The sequence below is a fragment of the Caballeronia temeraria genome (genome assembly GCF_001544795.2).
GTDB classification, from domain to species: Bacteria; Pseudomonadota; Gammaproteobacteria; order Burkholderiales; family Burkholderiaceae; genus Caballeronia; species Caballeronia temeraria.
In genome coordinates this window covers 18248-36403 of sequence record NZ_FCOI02000037.1, presented here as the reverse complement: position 1 = coordinate 36403, position 18156 = coordinate 18248, and the positions used below count along the sequence as shown (strand labels likewise).

The 18156-nt window shown below is 63.8% G+C and carries 18 protein-coding genes and 5 tRNA genes; 6 read left to right on the top strand and 17 right to left on the bottom strand.

The genetic code is table 11. From position 1 onward, the window contains the following. Positions 1-111 precede the first annotated feature (111 nt). From scpB to AWB76_RS33035, 3 genes are all read right to left on the bottom strand, one after another. The gene (gene scpB / locus AWB76_RS33045) at positions 112-1059 is read right to left on the bottom strand and encodes an SMC-Scp complex subunit ScpB (RefSeq protein WP_061164315.1); all 948 of its coding nucleotides are present in this window, start codon (positions 1057-1059) and stop codon (positions 112-114) included. Positions 1060-1381: 322 nt separating this feature from the next. Continuing rightward, complete coding sequence (locus AWB76_RS33040; RefSeq protein ID WP_061164314.1) at positions 1382-2599, bottom strand: pyridoxal phosphate-dependent aminotransferase; 1218 nt, start codon at positions 2597-2599, stop codon at positions 1382-1384. Positions 2600-2673: 74 nt separating this feature from the next. Next, positions 2674-3576, bottom strand: a complete 903-nt coding sequence (locus AWB76_RS33035; RefSeq protein WP_061164338.1) for a LysR family transcriptional regulator — start codon at positions 3574-3576, stop codon at positions 2674-2676. A 423-nt stretch (positions 3577-3999) separates the two neighbouring features. Between AWB76_RS33035 and AWB76_RS33030 the strand changes: the two genes are divergently transcribed. Then, a complete protein-coding gene (locus AWB76_RS33030; RefSeq protein ID WP_061138582.1) occupies positions 4000-4401 on the top strand; it encodes a transposase in 402 nt (133 codons plus the stop codon). Between the two features lie 264 nt (positions 4402-4665). Then, positions 4666-4923: a hypothetical protein gene (locus tag AWB76_RS33025; protein WP_061164313.1), complete on the top strand. Its 258-nt coding sequence runs from the start codon at positions 4666-4668 to the stop codon at positions 4921-4923. 242 nt (positions 4924-5165) lie between these two features. Here AWB76_RS33025 and AWB76_RS33020 read toward each other — a convergent pair whose 3' ends face one another. Then, complete coding sequence (locus tag AWB76_RS33020) at positions 5166-5477, bottom strand: hypothetical protein (protein WP_061164312.1); 312 nt, start codon at positions 5475-5477, stop codon at positions 5166-5168. Between the two features lie 291 nt (positions 5478-5768). On the opposite strand from AWB76_RS33020, the gene AWB76_RS33015 reads away from it, so the two are divergent. Then, positions 5769-6467, top strand: a complete 699-nt coding sequence (locus tag AWB76_RS33015) for a YdcF family protein (protein ID WP_061164311.1) — start codon at positions 5769-5771, stop codon at positions 6465-6467. Between the two features lie 262 nt (positions 6468-6729). After that, entirely contained in the window at positions 6730-6972 is a 243-nt protein-coding gene (locus tag AWB76_RS33010; protein WP_061164310.1) for a hypothetical protein, read from the top strand. 85 nt (positions 6973-7057) lie between these two features. Here the strand turns inward: AWB76_RS33010 and AWB76_RS33005 are convergent, their stop codons facing one another. Continuing rightward, positions 7058-7474: a gamma-glutamylcyclotransferase family protein gene (locus AWB76_RS33005; protein ID WP_061164309.1), complete on the bottom strand. Its 417-nt coding sequence runs from the start codon at positions 7472-7474 to the stop codon at positions 7058-7060. Between the two features lie 153 nt (positions 7475-7627). On the opposite strand from AWB76_RS33005, the gene AWB76_RS33000 reads away from it, so the two are divergent. Then, entirely contained in the window at positions 7628-8470 is an 843-nt protein-coding gene (locus AWB76_RS33000) for an AraC family transcriptional regulator (protein ID WP_061164308.1), read from the top strand. Positions 8471-8482: 12 nt separating this feature from the next. Here the strand turns inward: AWB76_RS33000 and AWB76_RS32995 are convergent, their stop codons facing one another. The 7 genes from AWB76_RS32995 to gltX form a co-directional block, all read right to left on the bottom strand. After that, positions 8483-8947, bottom strand: a complete 465-nt coding sequence (locus tag AWB76_RS32995; protein WP_061164307.1) for a GNAT family N-acetyltransferase — start codon at positions 8945-8947, stop codon at positions 8483-8485. 165 nt (positions 8948-9112) lie between these two features. Continuing rightward, positions 9113-9189: transfer RNA gene (locus AWB76_RS32990), tRNA-Asp, on the bottom strand. A gap of 68 nt (positions 9190-9257) precedes the next feature. Next, positions 9258-9333, bottom strand: a tRNA-Glu gene (locus AWB76_RS32985). Positions 9334-9405: 72 nt separating this feature from the next. Next, positions 9406-9482 (bottom strand) — tRNA-Asp (locus AWB76_RS32980). Positions 9483-9550: 68 nt separating this feature from the next. Continuing rightward, positions 9551-9626, bottom strand: a tRNA-Glu gene (locus AWB76_RS32975). A 154-nt stretch (positions 9627-9780) separates the two neighbouring features. Continuing rightward, positions 9781-9856, bottom strand: a tRNA-Ala gene (locus AWB76_RS32970). Between the two features lie 136 nt (positions 9857-9992). After that, the gene (gene gltX / locus AWB76_RS32965) at positions 9993-11402 is read right to left on the bottom strand and encodes a glutamate--tRNA ligase (RefSeq protein WP_061164306.1); all 1410 of its coding nucleotides are present in this window, start codon (positions 11400-11402) and stop codon (positions 9993-9995) included. Positions 11403-11513: 111 nt separating this feature from the next. Here gltX and AWB76_RS32960 point away from each other — a divergent pair, with 111 nt between their 5' ends. Next, entirely contained in the window at positions 11514-12539 is a 1026-nt protein-coding gene (locus AWB76_RS32960) for a patatin-like phospholipase family protein (protein ID WP_374729968.1), read from the top strand. Positions 12540-12611: 72 nt separating this feature from the next. Here the strand turns inward: AWB76_RS32960 and AWB76_RS32955 are convergent, their stop codons facing one another. The 5 genes from AWB76_RS32955 to fdx form a co-directional block, all read right to left on the bottom strand. Next, on the bottom strand, positions 12612-13841 hold the full coding sequence (locus AWB76_RS32955; RefSeq protein WP_061164304.1) for a c-type cytochrome: 1230 nt from the start codon (positions 13839-13841) through the stop codon (positions 12612-12614). After that, positions 13838-14410, bottom strand: coding sequence for a (2Fe-2S)-binding protein (locus AWB76_RS32950; RefSeq protein WP_061164303.1), 573 nt, complete (start codon positions 14408-14410; stop codon positions 13838-13840). The genes AWB76_RS32955 and AWB76_RS32950 overlap by 4 nt, the downstream gene beginning before the upstream one ends. Further along, complete coding sequence (locus AWB76_RS32945; protein ID WP_061164302.1) at positions 14407-17217, bottom strand: xanthine dehydrogenase family protein molybdopterin-binding subunit; 2811 nt, start codon at positions 17215-17217, stop codon at positions 14407-14409. Before AWB76_RS32945 ends, AWB76_RS32950 begins: the two co-directional genes overlap by 4 nt. A gap of 376 nt (positions 17218-17593) precedes the next feature. Beyond that, complete coding sequence (gene iscX, locus AWB76_RS32940) at positions 17594-17791, bottom strand: Fe-S cluster assembly protein IscX (protein WP_061164301.1); 198 nt, start codon at positions 17789-17791, stop codon at positions 17594-17596. Between the two features lie 14 nt (positions 17792-17805). After that, positions 17806-18147, bottom strand: a complete 342-nt coding sequence (gene fdx / locus AWB76_RS32935; RefSeq protein WP_061164300.1) for an ISC system 2Fe-2S type ferredoxin — start codon at positions 18145-18147, stop codon at positions 17806-17808. Positions 18148-18156: the final 9 nt, after the last annotated feature.

The following is an 18156-nucleotide window of genomic DNA, read 5'->3' as shown; positions in this document are numbered from 1 at the left end:
CGCGCGCCCGTCGCGGGCGCGTCAAAAAATCCGCTGATCGGTCCGGCCAATTGTCTCGAAATGATCTTTATGGAGAGCCGGGTTGCCAGATCAGGGGCCATGCAATGTGCGTCAGGCGCGGCGCGCCTTCGGTTCTTCGGAGTCGTCGTCCAGTTCGGCTTCGTTCGATGAACTCACGTCTCGTTCCTCTTCACGCGGCGCCGGCACGGGTGAATTGTGCGTGGTGCTCAAAGGCTGCGCGTGCATCCCGGCCGGCACGGTGGCGCGCTCATCCAGCGCATCCGCACGTTCCGTTCCGAGACTTTCCTGCTGTTCTTCTACCTGTTCTTGCTCTGCCGAGGCGCCAGCGGCGCGCTCATCGCCACCCGCCTCTGCGGGTTCGCCAATTCCGGCCGATGCCAGCGCTTCATCGGCGTTGACCGGCGCAGCGGCTTCGTGTTCCCCGCCACTCGGCGCTTCTGCCGCAACCGGCGGCTGCGCGTCCCCGGCGACGCTGTCGGGAAACTCGATCGAATGCTGCGCGAGCAGCGATGCCTCGAGCTGCGCCGACGGATTGTCCAGCGCGGGCAGTTCGTCGAGCGCGCTCAGCCCGAGGTCGTCGAGGAATTGCTTGGTCGTGGCGTACAGCGCCGGGCGGCCCGGCACGTCGCGATGACCGATCACCTCGATCCAGCCACGATCTTCCAGTTGCTTCACGACCTGCGTGTTCACCGTCACGCCGCGAATCTCTTCGATATCGCCCCGCGTCACCGGCTGCCGATAGGCAATGATTGCCAGCGTTTCGAGCACGGCCCGCGAATACCTTGGCGGCTTTTCCGGGTGCAGCCTGTCGAGATACGCCCGCATGGCGGGCTTGCTCTGAAAACGCCAGCCCGAGGCAAGCGCCACGAGTTCGACACCGCGTCCCGACCAGTCGGCCTTGAGCGCTTCGAGCAACGTGCGAACGGTATCCGCCGAAATGTCGTCGGCGAACAGCTTGCGCAATTCATTCAGCCTCAGCGGTTCCTGCGCGCAAATCAAGGCAGTCTCGAGGACGATCTTCGCCTCTTGGGTATTCATGCAGCTTGGGTCAACCCTGTATGGTCAATGATTCAATTCAAATCGAGCTTGCGCAGGACCGAACGCTACCAAAATGGTGCGAACGATAAAGCTGGACGCGGAGTTTCAAGACGCGCTCGCCCGATTGTAATCGGTCATATTGATTGGGAGCACGCACCGGGGAGAGGCGGTATTGGGCGATCGGTGAGCGAACGCCGGGCCATCCCAGCCGGACGAGGTGGCGCTTTCCTAGGCGAAAGCGCGTGACTGAGCGCCATATTACGCAAAAACAATCGAGGCGTAAAGGTGATCGATTGATCGGCGCTCAGACTCACTCGACCGCTCAGGCGACGCCGCGTGCCGCCAGGAAACGCTTCAGCCGTTCGACGCCCGTGTCGAGCCGCGCGGGATCGCACGCGTAGCACCAGCGCACGAAGCCCTCGCCTTGTGCGCCGAAAGCGCTGCCCGGCGCGAGCCCGAGACCGGCTTCGCGCACGAGCGATTTGCATAGCTCCAGACTGTTGTGCGCGCCCGGCAGCGAGAAGAACAGATACATCGCGCCGTCGGGAGCGCGCACGTCGACGCCATCGATCGCCTGCAGCGCACGCACCAGATGATCGCGGCTCGCGTGCAGATCGGCGACGAGCGCCTGCGTGAAGCGCTCGCCCTCTTCCACGGCGACGATGCCCGCCTGCTGCACGAACGACGGCGCGCACGACGTGTTGTATTCGACGAGCTTGCCGAGATCGTCCATCAACTGCGTCGGCGCAACGAGCCAGCCGAGACGCCAGCCGGTCATCAGCCACGCCTTCGAGAACGAATTCACCGCGATCACGCGTTCGTCGCGCGCCGCCAGATCGAGAAACGAAGGCGCGACGCGCGCGTCGTCGCCGTAATAGAGGCGCTCATAGACTTCGTCCGCGACGATCCAGATGCCGTGGCGGCGGCAATGCGCAAGAACGGTGCGTTGCTGATCGCGCGTCATCGTCCAGCCGGTCGGGTTGTTCGGCGAGTTGATCATCAGCATGCGCGTGCCGGGCGTGAGCGCCGCGAGCAAACGGTCGAGGTCGAGCGTCCAGCCGCGCGGGCCGTAATCCAGCGAAACGGTATCGACGCTCGCGCCGAGAATCTTCGGAATCTCGACGAGATTCGGCCACAGCGGCGTCACCGCGACGACCCGGTCGCCCGCGCCCACGACGAGTTGCGCCGCGAGCATCAGCGCGTTCACGCCGGCGCTCGTCACCGCGATGTGCGCGGGCGTCGTCGCGCCGTGCAGCGCGCTCACGTAACGGCCGAGCGATTCGCGCAGCGGCGCGATGCCGAGATTGTGCGTATAGAACGTGGCGCCTTCGGAGAGCGCGCGGCTCGCGGCATCGCGGATGAACTGCGGCGTCACACGATCCGATTCGCCGAACCAGAACGGCAGCACGTCGGCGACGCCGAAGCCCGCGTTCGCCACTTCGCGGATCTGCGACGGCCTCAACGCCCGCACGGCATCGCGCGCATTCGGCGCACCAGGTTCGTGCGCGCCGCCGATCATCGCCCCGTCCGATTCGCTCATCGTTCGCCCCGTCGTCTTGTCTTAAAAAAGGAAGTCTAACGCGCGCGCCGGTTCTTTCGAGATGAAGGAGAGGCTCATCCGAGGTCTTCCGCACGCCGCGGCAGCGACGCGATCAGCGACCAGACCGACTCCGCCGCCGGCGACAACGAACGATCGCGCCGGCGCACGAGTTCCACGGTCCGCTCCGCGCGCGGTTCGAGCGGCAACGCGACCAGCGACGAATCCGCCGGCAGCGGCAACGCGAGCCACGGCAGCACGCTCACGCCGACGCCCGCCTCCACGAGCCCGAACACCGTCGCCGAATGGCCGAGCTCCTGTACGACTTGCGCCTCGACGCCATGCTCCTGCATGACCGCATCGATGATCGGCCGGCTGCCGGACGCGTAGTCGAGCATCACGAGCCGCTCGCCGGCGAGCGCTTCCCATGGCACGGCGGCATCGCGCCCGAGCCGATGATCGCGCCGCGCGACGAGACAAAACGAATCGGTCATCACGGGCTCGCCGTGGAGTTCGTCGGAGGAAAACGGTCCGATCACCACGCCGAAGTCGACTTCGCCGGACTTCACCTTGCGCAGGACGTCGGACTGGACGTCGTCGCGCAGGCTCAGGGTAATCAGCGGAAACCGCTGCAGGCACGCGGCGATCACGCGCGGCATCAGGCGGCAGGCGACCGTCGGACTGGCCGCGACGATCACGCGCCCGCGCCGCTGCTCGCCGAGATCGCGCACTTCGCGCAGGGCTTCGTCGAGATCGGCGAGCAGACGCGACACGGTGCCGACGAGGTTCACGCCGACATCGGTCAGCTGAACCTCGCGCGTCGTCCGGTCGATCAGCTTGAGTCCGATCTCGCTCTCCAGTTCGCGCACGCACCGGCTCACCGCCGACTGCGTCAGGCCGATCTCGTCGCCCGCACGGCTGAAGCTGCGCAGCCTCGATACTTCGATGAAGACGCGCAGTTGCCGCAACGTCACGTTCAATGGCGCGTTCATTCCCGATACTCATCAATATGCCAGTTTCATTCGTGATTATAACGAGCATTGGTGTGATTTCACGCGCGAACGTGCGTTTCGCTGCGGTGCAGCAAACCGTCGTAACGCACGCTGGATGGGCCTGCTGCACTTGATTGGTGATTGTCCCGATTTCTTAATCAGTGTGTTTCGGGTCTGATACGGGCCATGCTGGCATCGCGTCAGCCTACTGCCATGCGGGTTTCCCGGATTTCGCGACATGCATGGCACGGTTCTCGCATTTCATTGCGCACAGAGGTTGGAGCCATCGCGGTTACATCGAACATCGTCCGCCGCAATCGCTCCGGCCTTCCCAGGTATTCGTTCATCGGATTCCGACCAGAGTGCGCGGCGCGGGGCAGCGCACCGGGGTTAGCTTCGCTGAGGTGAGATATGGTGCTGTTCGACGATTTGAGAGATAACGAGTGGGCGCTGGTTGAGGCGTTGTTCTGTTCCGAGCCGGCGCGTAGCGAACGGCGCGGACGTCCGCGCGTCGAAGCGCGGGCCGTGGTCAACGCGGTGCTGTGGGTGCTGTCGACGGGCGAAGGCTGGTCGAAGCTGCCCGGACGCTATCCGTCCCCGCCGACCTGCCGCCGCCGCTTCGATGAATGGCAAGCCGACGGCACGCTGGCCGAGATCGTGAAGCGCCTTTCCGGCAATGGCCGCGAAGTGTCGCTGCGCGGACGCATCGGTTCGAGCGCGGCGAAGCCGCCCGCGCCGCCGAGCCGCGATCGCCTGCGCGGCGCGTTCTGGACGAACCCGGAATCGTGGCGCGCGCCGGCCAAGATGGCTTGAGATCAATCTGCTTCGACCGAAGCCGGTTCTGGCCGGCTTCATTCAGACTTTCCGTCCTCGCGCAGGCTGCGGCCCGCGCGAACGCTGATCCCTTCTGAATTCGTCGCACTTGCGGGTGACTTCGCGCGTGCCCAGTGGCATGGTCGCGCTGAATCGCGCCTGCGACGAAACAACTCTTTACGATTCCTTACAGCGCCACAGTGATTCGCGGCATAGCGTGGTGAATGATCGAACAAGCCCCACGAAGGCTTCGAGGATTTCACCATGAAGGCATCGACTTTGCTCGTGAATGGCGCGTTCGTCGCGCTGGCGAGCACCACGGCGATGAGCCAGGCCCAGCCTCCTCCGCCGGCATCCGATTTTCATGTGGGCACGAAGGCGTCGATCGCCGCGTCGCAGAACGCAGGCCGCAATCACGATGCGACGCCGCCCGCGCCCCGTGGCGACCTCCGCGGCGATATCGCCAGCAACGTGCGCGCACGCCCGGATTCCGAGCGCGATTCGCGTTCACAGCATCATTGAGTCTGGACTTTGCACGAAGTCGCGCGCTTCACGGAACCACTGCGGCGCGCGTCAGTCACACCCCATGCCATGAGCACAGCATGGCAACAGTGAGATCCGGTATGCCCGTGTCGTTCGCGATACGGGCACTTTTTTGGGCTATCGGATTTGGCGGATGGCAGACTGCCGCCGCTTTCGTCCGACGACAACACCCCCTCGACCCACAAGTCGACTGTCGGCGGCTGCCGGCGCTTTCGGCAGTGCTAGACTCGCGCCTCCAGGACCGCTTCCTGACCACCGAACGTATAAGGTTCCGTGCGGCGCAAGTCCCAGTCACTTCCGCGTTCGTCGCGCGAGAGCCGCGTGAATTCGTGCTTGCCACGCTCGGTGACGACCGCGATGTCGACCGGCGCGTGAAATCCGGGCGCGGGCGCCACGGTGCGTTGCCGCGTGAGCTCGAGCAAGCCGAGCGCGCGCAGGAGAGCGAAAACATTGGGGCGTTTCGCCCAAGGAACCTGACGATACTGCGCTCGGCGAAGTGCTTCGAGTACAACTTCGTTGGAATACGTGGTCATCTCGTTCTTTCTTCCTGTGCAGCCGTGACGACGCTCGTGACGGTCGCAAGACTGTCCGCGACGTCGACTAAACGCGGCGCGCCGAATTTCGTCTGCGATGAACGACTCGCTGCCGAATGTTTGGCCGCCGCTTGCGTTAGGTGCTGCTTTCTATTACAAGCCCCCGTTGAGAGCGCGCTAATCACGCGCTTTACTGCGACCTCCGCCGATGCGTTCCAAAGCCCGCGATGACGGAACGATTTGCCCTTAAACCAATACGTTACCCCAATCAAATTGGTTCTATTCACTTTATTGCTGCTTTTTTTCGCATTATTTGCGCTGTGGCGACGCCGCCGCACCGAAATCGCGATCCTCGTCGCGGCGCTCGCGTGGGCGATCGGCGCGGGATGGTTCGCCACGCCGCTGCTCGATCTCGCCCAGCACGGCTACCGTCACACGGATGTGCCTTCGTTCGCGCCGCAAACGACGATCGTGCTGATGGGCGGCGGCACTCAGCCTACCGATTCGGGACTCGTTCCGAAGTACGGTGCGATGCGGCGTATCGACGCCGCCGGGATGCTGTATCGCGAATGCCGCGAAACCAGCGCGTCCTGCAAGGTGGTTCTGAGCGGCGGCGATCCGGAGCATCACGGGCAGGCCGAAGCCGATAATTACGCGCCTTACGTGCTCGCACAGGGCGTCGCCTCGGGCGATCTCGTGCGCGAGAACCAGAGCCTCAACACGTATCAGAACGCGCGCAACGTGGCCGGTATTCTGGGCCCCGCACATGACAGCCGTTTGATCGTCGTCACATCCGCCTATCACATGCGGCGCGCGATGCTCGCCTTCGAGGCGTTCGGCTATGCGCCGGTACCCTATGTGTCCGACGTGCGGCCCAATCGGGCGACGTTGGTTCCGCGCATCCGCGGCTTCATGAACAGCGAACTGGCGATGCACGAGCTCGTCGGACTCGCGCGCTTCCGAGTGTATCGCTGGCTGAATCTCTACTAGCCGGGGCCGCGCCGCATCATGCCGCGATGATAAGCACTCGAAAGTAATTCGACGATCACGCTGCGTCGCGCGTAGACGCCCGGGCGGACACACGACACACCAATGCCCGATTCCGGGCTTATGATTCAGTTTGTCTGATCGTCAGGCGTGCGAGGTTCGCGGCTGACAGCCTGCAAAGCGGGAGCGATTTTTGCTCAGACACATTGTCGTTCAACGGATCGGACAGACGATTCCCAGGTCCAACTGCTACTAGGAGGTAACAATGAAGAAAGTGTCCCTGGCTGTTCTGTTGTCCCTCAGCGCGGTCGCATCGGCCGTCTATGCCCAGAGCGATCAAGGCGTGACCATGAGCACCGATCCCGCCAAGATCGCTGACGTCGAGTCGCGCGCGCAGGCGCTGCAGTCGCGTCAGGAAACGCAACGCATGACGGAGCAGACGCCTTCGCACAAGTCGATGCATCACAAGAAATCGCACAGCAAGCCGGCGGACAGCGCCACCCAATAACGCCGGTCTCGCTACAAGGCACGGGGCCATTCGCGCCGCCGTGGGTCGACCGATCGGCCCACGGCGGCGCCGACATCCGGAGCACTCAGGCGCGCGCCGCGCGATGCGCCACCCAGTCGCCGCCCTCGATGCGCGGCAGTCCCGCTACGGCGGCAGCCGCGACGGGATAGATCAGGCAATCGATCCGGTCTCTTCTCCCCTCGACGTCCACCTCCACATGCAGGCGATGCGAGCGGAACAAGCCCTCCACGCCCGGGTACACGTCTTCGATTTCATCGAGGACCGGCACGAGCGCGTCGTCGATCCGGTAGACATCGCCGAGAATCGGCGCACCGTTTTCATCGATCACCAGTCCCGGGTACGCGCCGAAATCGAATAGCCGCCCCTGAACGTGCGCAACGCCGATCCATTCGGGCGTCGCGATGCCGTGCCGCCCTGCGGCGCGGTTGATATCGTTGGCCTCGCCCGCGCGCAGCGTGCCGTAGACAAAAACGTATTGCATCGACGAAATGCTCCTGTTGTCGCAGAGATAATCAGCGAGGATTATGCGCCGCGCAAAATTCGTCGCGCGCCCGGGCGAGCGCTTTCGGCTACCATCGGCGCGTGGCGGTCGATGAGACGCGAACGCCCCGAACACACCTCAACCCGAACGCACATGGCCACGTTTGTCGAATCGAGATCGTCGAGCGAGGAAGTCGAGCATCTCGACATTCCCGTCGAGCATTCGCCGACGCTCGATCATCCCATTCGCGTGCGCTCGCGGCCCGTGCCCTACGGCGTACGCATCGCGCTGCACACGCATCCGTGGGCGCAGGTCGCCTACACGTCGCGCGGCGTGCTGCGCGTCGCAACCGCCGATTCGACCTGGATGGTGCCGCCCTCGCGCGCGATCTGGGTGCCCCCCAATGTCACGCACGAGGTCGTGATCGTCGAGGACGCCTATCTGCGCACGCTTTATGTCGATGCGAGCGTCGTGCCGGCGGGTCTCGGCGCGTGCCGTGTCGTGGAGGTGTCGCCGCTGTTGCGCGAAGTCATCGCCGCGCTCGATGAGGAGCCGATCTCCCGTCAGCGCGAACGGCTGCTCGGCACGCTCGCGCTCGATGAAATCATCCGTTCGCAACCGCTGCCGCTTTCCGTGCCGATGCCCAATGAGAAGCGCCTGCGAGCGTTGTGCAACGCCGTGCTGGCCGATCCGTCGCATTCGGATCTGGAGCGCTGGTCGTCGGAAGCGGGCGCGAGTTCGCGCACGATCGCGCGGCTTTTCAGGCGCGAACTCGGCGTGAGTTTTTCTCAGTGGCGCCAGCAGGCTGTTCTCGCGCGCGCCATTCCCTTGCTGAGTCAGGGCCGTCCGCTCGCGCAAGTCGCGCGTGAACTGGGCTATCAAAGCCAGAGCGCATTCTCGGCGATGTTTCGGCGTGCATTCGGCGAGAGTCCGCGCGCATTTTTCGCCCGCGATAGCCGCGATGAGCGCGACACGCGCGACGTCGAAGGTGCGTAGGACGCGTTTCCCTTAGACCCGCCGCACCATGTGACGAATCGCACCGAGTTGCGCGAGACGCGGACCGGCCGGCCGGTACCCGAGGCGGATATAGAGACGCGCCGCCGGGTTATCGACGAACACGCGCAGCTGACATTCGGCCAGCCCGCGGGCCCTCGCCCAGCGATGCGCCGTATTCAACAAGAACGTCCCGGCGCCGCGCCCGCGATAACCCTTCGCGATTTGCACGTCGCGGATATGCAGGGAGTTGTCTTCCTCGGTGACGCGCATGACGCCGATCGGAATTCCGTCCGCCTGAAGAATGAAATTTTCTGACTCGCGCCAGCTGGAGAGGAAAAGATCGCCGCGCCACACGAGATTGTGACGCCGGTAGTAGCCGACCATGTTGTCGTGCGTGAGCGTTTCCGCGAAGGCGAAGTCCGCCATGTTCGCCTGGCGCAATTGATAGAGCGAGAGATCTTCGGTCGGGTCGAGCATCGCACGGGCACGAGAAACAAGTGCCTAAACACTAAGACAGTGCGCGCGGGCTGGCAATGGCCATTATCACCGTCGAATGCGGAGCCCGAGTGTACGAAAGGGAATCGCCTGCCGCGAACGGGCAAAAAAAATCCAGCCCGAAGGCTGGATTTTCGTACAACGATTTGGCGGAGCGGACGGGACTCGAACCCGCGACCCCCGGCGTGACAGGCCGGTATTCTAACCAACTGAACTACCGCTCCACTTCTTTTCATCCGTTCGCAGTGTCATCTGCGAACTTGCAGCGCTTCACTAGCAGCCGCCGATGTTCTGGCGTCCCCTAGGGGATTCGAACCCCTGTACTCACCGTGAAAGGGTGATGTCCTAGGCCTCTAGACGAAGGGGACTTCAACTTCTACACAGCCTGCGGCGAAAAAAAACCGGCTCTCTTTAGCCGGAGTGTTCCTGCTCGCAAGTGTTGGCGGAGCGGACGGGGCTCGAACCCGCGACCCCCGGCGTGACAGGCCGGTATTCTAACCAACTGAACTACCGCTCCACTTCTTTTCATCCGTTTGCAGTGTCATCTGCAAACTTGCAGCGCTTTACTAGCAGCCGCCGATGTTCTGGCGTCCCCTAGGGGATTCGAACCCCTGTACTCACCGTGAAAGGGTGATGTCCTAGGCCTCTAGACGAAGGGGACAGAAACTTGTGATTCTGCCTTGACTCTCGTTTCGCTGATCTATTTGCTTCTGGTCAGCGAAGACCGAGATTCTATACAACTTCGTGTTACTTGTGAAGTATTTTTTGCGACTTCCGATTCCGGAGAACAACCTTCGCGTTACTTCATCTGCTCTTGGTGGAGGTAAGCGGGATCGAACCGCTGACCTCTTGCATGCCATGCAAGCGCTCTCCCAGCTGAGCTATACCCCCTTGCAGAACAGAAACGAGATTGTATAGGGCGTTTTTGAAGTTGTAAATACCCTCTGACGAGTTAAGTGAAACTTTTTTGTCTCGTCTGACGCCGATGCGCGCAATGGATGACGCACCGCCATCCATTGCGACACGTTCAGGCCGCCGCTTTATCCAGACGCTTCAACACGGCATCGCGGCCGAAAAGCATCAGGACGGCATCGATCGACGGCGTGTGCGTCGTGCCCGCCACCAGGAGCCGAACGGGCATCGCGAGTTGCGGCATCTTGAGCTTGTGCGCCGTGAGCGTCGCTTTGAGCGCCGCCGCGATCGCTTCCTTCGTCCACTCGACGCCCGCGAGCGCCGTGCGTAGTTCCGCGATCGCCGGACGCACCGCCTCCGTGACGTGCTGCGCGAAGGCGTCCGGCTCGATGGCGGGCTCGCGATAGAACATCGCGGCGTTGTCGGCGATCTCCTTCACCGTCGATGCACGGTCCTTCAGCAGCCCGATCACCTGATCGAGCGGCGCGCCCTGCTCGACCGTCGCCGCGTCGATGCCGGCGGCGAGCAGGAACGGCTTCGTCAGTTCCGCGAGACGCGCGTTGTCCGCTTCCTTGATGTAGTGCGCGTTGAGCCAGTTGAGCTTGTCGTGGTCGTACTGCGCGGGCGACTTGCCGAGATGCTCGAGATCGAACCATTCGACGAACTGCTCGCGCGAGAAAATCTCCGCATCGCCATGCGACCAGCCGAGGCGCGCGAGATAGTTCACCACGGCTTCCGGCAGATAGCCGTTGTCGCGATAACCGGTCACGCTCATCGCGCCGTGACGCTTGCTCATCTTCTCGCCCTGCTCGTTCAACACGGTCGGCAAATGCGCGTACACCGGCGCCTCGCCGCCGAGCGCGCGCAGGATGTTGATCTGGCGCGGCGTATTGTTCACGTGGTCGTCGCCGCGAATGACGTGGGTGATCTTCATGTCGAGATCGTCGACGACCACGCAGAAGTTATAGGTCGGCGTGCCGTCGGGACGTGCGATCACGAGATCGTCGAGCTCTTCGTTCGAGATTTCGATGTGCCCTTTCACCGCGTCGTCCCACGCGACCGCGCCCGTGAGCGGATTGCGAAAGCGCACGACCGGCTTCACGCCTTCCGGCACCGGCGGCAGCACCTTGCCCGGCTCGGGGCGCCACGTGCCGTCGTAGCGCGGCTTTTCGCCCGCGGCGCGCTGGCGCTCGCGCAGCGCATCGAGCTCTTCCGTCGACATGTAGCAGTGGTACGCGAGGCCCTTCTCCATCATCTGCGCGACGACCTCGCGATAACGGTCCATGCGCTGCATCTGATAGAACGGGCCTTCGTCGAAATCGAGACCGAGCCACGCCATGCCTTCTAGGATCGCATCGACCGATGCATCGGTGGAACGCTCGAGATCCGTATCCTCGATGCGCAGCACGAAAGTGCCCTTCATCTTGCGCGCGAACGCCCACGGATAAAGCGCGGAGCGGATGTTGCCGAGATGGATGAAGCCGGTCGGGCTCGGTGCGAAACGGGTGCGGACTTGGGTGGTCATTGCTGTTTACTCGATGATTGGCGGTGCGCGCAGGCGCTCGAAACCCCGCGCAAAATGAGACGAAATTATACTCGCCACCCGCTTTGCGCCGGTCCGCGCGCCTTTTGTTTTATGATGTGCGCGCTTTTCCCGATCTCCCGGAACGCCCGCACGCACGGGCCAGCCCGGACCTGCTGCACCGCTGCACCGCCGGAGTCCATCTTGAGTTCATCGTCACCCCGTCTTTCGCGCCGCGCGTTCTCGCTCGCGGCCGCATCGTCCGTTCTCGCCGCCTGCACGACCACGAGCGGCAGCATCTCCGGTGCGGCCGACACGCCCGTCACGCCGGCGAAGCCCGAACCGCAGCAGCCGGTGCGCATCGGGCTCGCGCTCGGCGGGGGCGCCGCGCGCGGTTTCGCGCATATCGGCGTGATCAAGGCGCTCGAAGCGCGCAACGTGCGCGTCGATCTCGTCGCGGGCACGAGCGCGGGCTCGGTGATCGCGGCGCTGTACGCATCGGGGATGAGCGGCATCGCGATCAACAAGCTCGCCCTGACGATGGACGAAGCCTCCATCAGCGACTGGGCGATGCCCTTTCGCGCGCGCGGCATCCTGCAAGGCATCGCGCTGCAGAACTATCTGAACAAGACGCTCGACAACCGTCCGATCGAAAAGATGGCGAGGCCGCTCGGCATCGTCGCGACGGATCTGAAAAGCGGTCAGCCGATTCTCTTTCAGCGCGGCAACACGGGCGTCGCGGTGCGGGCGTCGTGCAGCGTGCCGTCGATTTTCGAGCCGGTGAAGATCGGCGATCGCGAATATGTGGACGGCGGGCTCGTGAGTCCGGTGCCGGCGGCGTTCGCGCACAAGATGAGTGCCGATTTCGTGATTGCGGTCGATATTTCGGCACGGCCGGAAAGCGGCCTGACGACGAGCTCGTTCGACGTGCTGATGCAGACCTTCACGATCATGGGCCAGACCATCAAGGCCTACGAACTCGACAAATACGCGAACGCGGTGATCCGCCCCAATCTCAACGCGATGAGCAGCAGCGATTTCAGCCAGCGCAACGCGTCGATTCTCGCGGGCGAGGAAGCGGTCGCGAAAATGTGGCCGACGTTGCAGCGCCAGCTTGCGGAGCGCGGCGCGCGAGTCTGAGCTTTTTCGTGCCGTGAATGCGACGAGGCCACGCAAGTTTGCGTGGCCTCGTTCTTTTTGAGCGTGTCGCGTTTAGCGCAGCGACTTCACCTTGTCGGCGGTCACATCGCCTGGCTGTCCGCCCCACGTCGCGCGAAGATAGTTCGCGAGCTGCGCGATCTGTTCGTCGCTATACGTCGAAGCGAAGCCCGGCATATGCTGCATGTTCTCCACGCCGGGGAAACGCTGTGCCTCGATGCCATCGAGCATCGACACGACGAGGTTGCGCGGATCGGCCTGACGCAAGGTCGAGTTGCCGTCCATCCCGACCGCCACATGCGGCTTGCCCCGGCCGTCGATGCCGTGGCAGCCTGCGCAGGAATCGAGATAGAGACCGCGCCCGGCCGCGAGTTGCGCCGCATCGTCGAGCTTTGCGGCGCTGAGCGGCGCAGGCTTGATCGGCGCGTCGCCGAGCAGATAGGTCGCGAGCGCGCGCAGATCGTCGGCATTCAGATGCTGCGTGCTCAATTCGACCACCGGATGCATCTCGCCGAACGCGGAACCTTGCTTGGCCATGCCCGTGGCGAAGAACCCCTGCAGATCCGCGCCCGTCCAGCCGCGCGCGGCAAGCGCTGCCGGCGTGATGTCCGGCGCACCGATGCGCCCGAGTTCGCCGCCCTGCAACGTCTTCGCGTCCTGCATCTGACCGAACGCGCCGCGCGGCGTATGGCATTCCGCGCAATGGCCGAGTGCGTTGGCGAGATAGCGTCCGCGCGTCCAGTCGGCGGATTGCCCCGTCGATGCATCCGGCAGCGTGTCCTTCAGGAACAGCATGTCCCAGAAGCGCACGGCGAAGCGCACGTTATACGGGAACTTGAGATCGGCGTCGACGTTCTGCACCGACGCGGGCTTCTGCGCCATCAGGTACGCATAGATCGCGTCGCTGTCCTCGCGCGACATCTGCCGATACGACGTGTACGGCATCGCCGGATAGAGCGTGTGCTTCGGCGACACGCCGTCATGCAGCGCGCCGTAGAAATCGTCGGCGCTCCACGTGCCGATGCCGTGCTTCGGATCGGGCGTGATGTTCGTGCCGTAGAACGTGCCGAATTGCGATTCGAGCTTCACGCCGCCCGCGAACGGCGCGCCGTCCTTGGCCGTGTGGCACGCGACGCAGTCCGCGGCATGGGCGAGATAGCGCCCGCGCGCGATCTGCTCGGGCGAGCTTTTCACGGGCGTTGCGGCCTCCTTCTGACCGCATCCGACGAGCGCAAACGCGGCGAACGCGAGCGGTGCGAGGCGTTTCAGGATCGATCGCTTCATGCTGCGTCCTTCACGAGTCCGGGCGTGGACAGCACGAGATCCTTGACGGCCTCGTAGTAGCGCACGTAACCGGTGCAGCGGCAGATGTGTTCGTTCAACGCGTCCATGATCGTCGACTCGATCTGGTCCTTTGCGATCGGATGGCGCTTGAGCCGTTCGAGCAGCACGGTCGTCGCGTTGACGAAACCCGGCGTGCAGTAGCCGCACTGGAAGCTGAAGTGTTCGAGAAACTTCTGCTGCACCGGCGACATCTCGACGACTTCGCCCTGCTCGTTGCGTTTCGCGTGACCTTCGACCGTGCGCACGGTCTTGCCGTCGAAGAAATGCGCGCCGTTGATGCACGTGCGCACTTCCTCGCTCGTGCCGTCGGCGTTGTCGACGATCAACACGCACGCGTGGCAGATGCCTTGCCCGCATCCGAGGCGCGAGCCGGTGAGCCCGACGTATTCGTGCAGAAAATCGATCATCGGCAGACCGGCGGGCACCTGCATCGGGCCAACCTTTGCGCCGTTGATCGTCATCGAGAGCGCGCGCATTTCGACGCCCCCAGCGGATTGGATGGCCGTCATGCGAGCACCTCCTGAATGTTTTGCGGCGTCACCGGCAGATCGGTGAAGCGATGGCCGATCGCATGCGCGATCGCGTTGACGATGGCGCCGACCACCGGAATCATCACCACTTCGGCGATGCCCTTCGGCGGATCGGTTTCGGAAAGCGGCGGCAGCACTTCGCCTGTCTGCTTCCACACCGCGACGTCGCTCGCGAGCGGCAAGTGATAGCGGTTGAAGTTCCAGGTGCCGTTGCCCGGGCCGTCTTCGTAAAGCGGCAGATACTCGTGCAGCGCGTGGCCGATGCCCATCGCGAGGCCGCCCTGCAACTGGCCCGACACGAGCTGCGGCGCGATCTGGTTGCCGCACTCCATGATCGAGTGATGCGAAAGCAGCTCCACCTGGCCGCTCGACTCGCTCACCGCGAGCTCGACGAGCGTGCCGACCGCGCTGTAGTACGTGACCGTCGCGTTGTTGCGTTGCACGGGCGGGATGAAGACGCGCTTGCGGTCCTGCACGGTGTAGCCGTTGGCCGTGGCTTTGCCCTTGCCGTCGCCGAAGCGCAGCGAGAGGCCGTCGACCGGAATCTGCTGGACGTCGCCGGCGATATCGAACTGCGCCTCGCTCCACTGCCAGCGATTGAACGTATGCACGACCGCGCCCGTCACGAGCCCGAGTTCGTGCGCCTTCTGTGCGAGCTGCTCGAACGCGAGCGGCTCGAGGCCGTCGGCGGAAAGCTTGCCGTCTTTCCAGCGCGCGTCTTCGATGCGCACGACGAACGACGCCGCCTGACCGCCGCCGATGCCCTGCCCCCAGATCGCGAGCGCCGCGGGCCAGATGCCGTGACGGAACGCGACGCGCGCCGCCTCGTGCGTCGCGTGCGTGAAGTAGTAGGCCGAGTTCGTCGCGCTCGCCGGCGACATGTACGTCGGCGACCAGCGCGGATTCTTGCTCAGACGATCCTGCTCGGCCTGCGACATGATGTACGGATCGCCGCTGGAGACGACCGGCAGGTCCGTCCAGTCGATGGTCGCCATATGCACGTCGGCGGCGGGCTTGCCAAGCCACTTCGCGCAGGCGAGCGCCTGCGCCGTCGATGACCCGGTGCCGATTTCCGCGCCCGAGTGATGCAGCGCGATGCGGCCATCGGCGGTGAATTCGACTTTTGCGAACGCGCTCTCCGCGCCCGTGCCGAAATCCTTCTGCGTGCACGCGAAGCCGATGCCGTAGCGCTTGCCCGGATTCGCCGCTTCGAACTCGCTCTTGCGCGTCGCACGATCCGTCCACAGCGGATGCGCCTGCGCGCGGCGCAGCACGTCTTCCGCGCGCACGGCGCCCGCCGGAATCGCGCCCTGCGTGTTCTTCATGCCGGTGCGCATGACGTTCTTCAGACGCAGATCGATCGGATCGATCTCGAGCGTCTGCGCGATCTCATCGATCATCATTTCGGTCGCGGCCATGCTCTGCAGCGTGCCGTAGCCGCGCGCCGAACCGGCGTCCACCGCGCGCGAGGCGATCGCGGTGGCCGTGAGATCGCTCTTCGGGATGTAATAGATGGACTGCGCGGCGGTTGCGCCCACCATCGCGACCGATGGCGAAAAGTTGCAGCGCCCGCCGCCATTGGCGATGAAATCGCCCTTGAAGGCCTGGATCATGCCTGTCTTTTTATCGATCGCCATGCGATAGCGCATGTCGAACGCGTGCCGCTTGAGCGAGCTCTGGAACTGCTCGAAGCGATCGTTCGCGAGACGCACCGGGCGGCCGTCGCCGTACAGCGACGCGAGCAGCCCGTAGAACGGCATGTTGTAGTGATCCTTCGACCCGTAGCCGACCGTGTAGCACGGATGCAGGAACAGGTTCTTCACCTTGAAGTGCGACTTCGCCGTCATTTCGATGGCGCTTTCGACCACTTCGCGCGGGCCTTGCGTCGGGATGACCATGTGCAGCGACTGCGTCGCGGCGTCATACCAGCAGTTCGCGTTGTCGGGTTCGAGCGCGGCCGTATCGACCGATTGCGTGCGGTACTCGCGATCGACGACGAGCCAGTCGGCCGGCGGATGATCGAGCGCATCGGCGATGGCGTTCGCATGGAACACGCCCTGCTCGTCGAGCTTGCCGTGCTCCGCGGCGCTCGCCCAGACCGGCTCGCGCTTCTTCATCATGTGCGGGAAAAGCGGCGAGTCCTTGAGACTGGAGAACGTGTCGTCGTCGTAAGCCGTCTTGCCGCCGACGCGCACGAAGCGGAACGCCGCCCACGGATCGCGCTCGATCGGGCCGGTCGTCGCGCCATAGCGAAGCACGCCTTCGCGGAACTGGAGCTTTTCCTTGGCGAAGCGAAACCGCGCGAAATCGTGATAAATCAGGATTGCGACCGCCTGACCCAGATAGGCCGGCGTCTTGCCCGCGGGCAGCAACATGTCGTCGCCGTAGAAGGCGGGGAACGCGATCTTGTCGCGCGCGAGATCGTCCGCCGTGACGATGCGATCGGGCGCGAGACCGCCATCGAGCATCGAAAGATCGAAACCGGCGTAGATGCGGTCGGCGAGCGTCGTGCGCAGGATCAGCGCGTGCGACTGCTCCTTCGGCCAATGCGGCATGTCCGACGCGCGGATGTCACGTGCGAACACCTTCGCGCCCGTTACTTTCGCGATACCGTCGATGCGGAATTTCGCGCCGCCGCTCGTCGCATCCCACTGAACCGGGGTCAGAATCTTCTCTTCGAACAACGCGGCGAACGCGCGGCTGCCGAGCGGTGCGACGAACACCGACACGCCGGCGAGCGCACCCGCTTTCAGAAAACCGCGCCTCGACAGGCCGAGTTTCCCCATGTACTTCTCCTCAAGTGATCGCCCGAAGGGCCGTCCGCGCGCGGGCCGGCCTCACGCCGCCTTGACGCGGGCGTGTAAAAATTTGTCTGCAATGCGAAACATCGACGCGTGAAACGTCGTGACGTCCGGGCATGACGCAGCGCGGCCAGCATTTATTGCTCGATGTCAGCCAACGCGAAGCGGCGCGATTTTAAGTCGCAGGGGAATAGCGAACAACGCTCTTGACGTGAAGTTCTGTCAAAGATTGAAACCGTTGCACGCGTGCAAATTCGAGATGGGAAACGCGACGCGCTGCATCACGCACGCGCACAAAACAAAACAGCGGCTTCTCGCGAAGCCGCTGTTGTCTGGGGACCGGAATCGGGACCGGAGACGCTTAGTAATCCGCGTCCTCGATCCACGCCGCCTGGATCGCCTCGAGAATCTTCTCGTTGGATTTTTCCGGATCGTCGTCGAAACCGTCCAGTTCCGTGATCCAGCGATGCAGGTCAGTGAAACGCACATATTGGGGATCGACATCCTGATGCGCGTCGGTGAGTGCCATCGCGATATCTTGAGTATCTGTCCACTTCATGGGCGAGCCTCCTGTCAGTGATTTTCTTTGGCGTGATTGATGGAGTACCGTGGGATCTCGACCACCAGATCCTCGTCGGCAGGCACCATTGCCTGACATGATAACCGCGATGTCGGTTCGAGACCCCACGCTTTGTCGAGCAGATCGTCCTCGTCTTCCCCGGACGGCTCGAGCGCGTTGAAGCCTTCGCGAATGATGACGTGGCACGTCGTGCACGCGCACGATTTCTCGCAGGCGTGCTCGATTTCGATGCCGTGATCCAGCAGGTTGTCGCAAATGCTCTTGCCGATATCGGCGTCGATCACCGCGCCGTCCGGGCAAAGCTCCACGTGAGGCAGCACAACGATTTGAGGCATGTTTTCGTG

Bases quoted from the DNA above. Each gene is read 5' to 3' on its own strand.
- scpB (WP_061164315.1), bottom strand. From the start codon at position 1,059: ATGAATACCCAAGAGGCGAAGATCGTCCTCGAGACTGCCTTGATTTGC.
- AWB76_RS33040 (WP_061164314.1), bottom strand. From the start codon at position 2,599: ATGAGCGAATCGGACGGGGCGATGATCGGCGGCGCGCACGAACCTGGT.
- AWB76_RS33030 (WP_061138582.1), top strand. From the start codon at position 4,000: ATGGTGCTGTTCGACGATTTGAGAGATAACGAGTGGGCGCTGGTTGAG.
- AWB76_RS33025 (WP_061164313.1), top strand. From the start codon at position 4,666: ATGAAGGCATCGACTTTGCTCGTGAATGGCGCGTTCGTCGCGCTGGCG.
- AWB76_RS33020 (WP_061164312.1), bottom strand. From the start codon at position 5,477: ATGACCACGTATTCCAACGAAGTTGTACTCGAAGCACTTCGCCGAGCG.
- AWB76_RS33010 (WP_061164310.1), top strand. From the start codon at position 6,730: ATGAAGAAAGTGTCCCTGGCTGTTCTGTTGTCCCTCAGCGCGGTCGCA.
- AWB76_RS33005 (WP_061164309.1), bottom strand. From the start codon at position 7,474: ATGCAATACGTTTTTGTCTACGGCACGCTGCGCGCGGGCGAGGCCAAC.
- AWB76_RS33000 (WP_061164308.1), top strand. From the start codon at position 7,628: ATGGCCACGTTTGTCGAATCGAGATCGTCGAGCGAGGAAGTCGAGCAT.
- AWB76_RS32995 (WP_061164307.1), bottom strand. From the start codon at position 8,947: ATGCTCGACCCGACCGAAGATCTCTCGCTCTATCAATTGCGCCAGGCG.
- gltX (WP_061164306.1), bottom strand. From the start codon at position 11,402: ATGACCACCCAAGTCCGCACCCGTTTCGCACCGAGCCCGACCGGCTTC.
- AWB76_RS32960 (WP_374729968.1), top strand. From the start codon at position 11,514: ATGATGTGCGCGCTTTTCCCGATCTCCCGGAACGCCCGCACGCACGGG.
- AWB76_RS32955 (WP_061164304.1), bottom strand. From the start codon at position 13,841: ATGAAGCGATCGATCCTGAAACGCCTCGCACCGCTCGCGTTCGCCGCG.
- AWB76_RS32950 (WP_061164303.1), bottom strand. From the start codon at position 14,410: ATGACGGCCATCCAATCCGCTGGGGGCGTCGAAATGCGCGCGCTCTCG.
- AWB76_RS32945 (WP_061164302.1), bottom strand. From the start codon at position 17,217: ATGGGGAAACTCGGCCTGTCGAGGCGCGGTTTTCTGAAAGCGGGTGCG.
- iscX (WP_061164301.1), bottom strand. From the start codon at position 17,791: ATGAAGTGGACAGATACTCAAGATATCGCGATGGCACTCACCGACGCG.
- fdx (WP_061164300.1), bottom strand. From the start codon at position 18,147: ATGCCTCAAATCGTTGTGCTGCCTCACGTGGAGCTTTGCCCGGACGGC.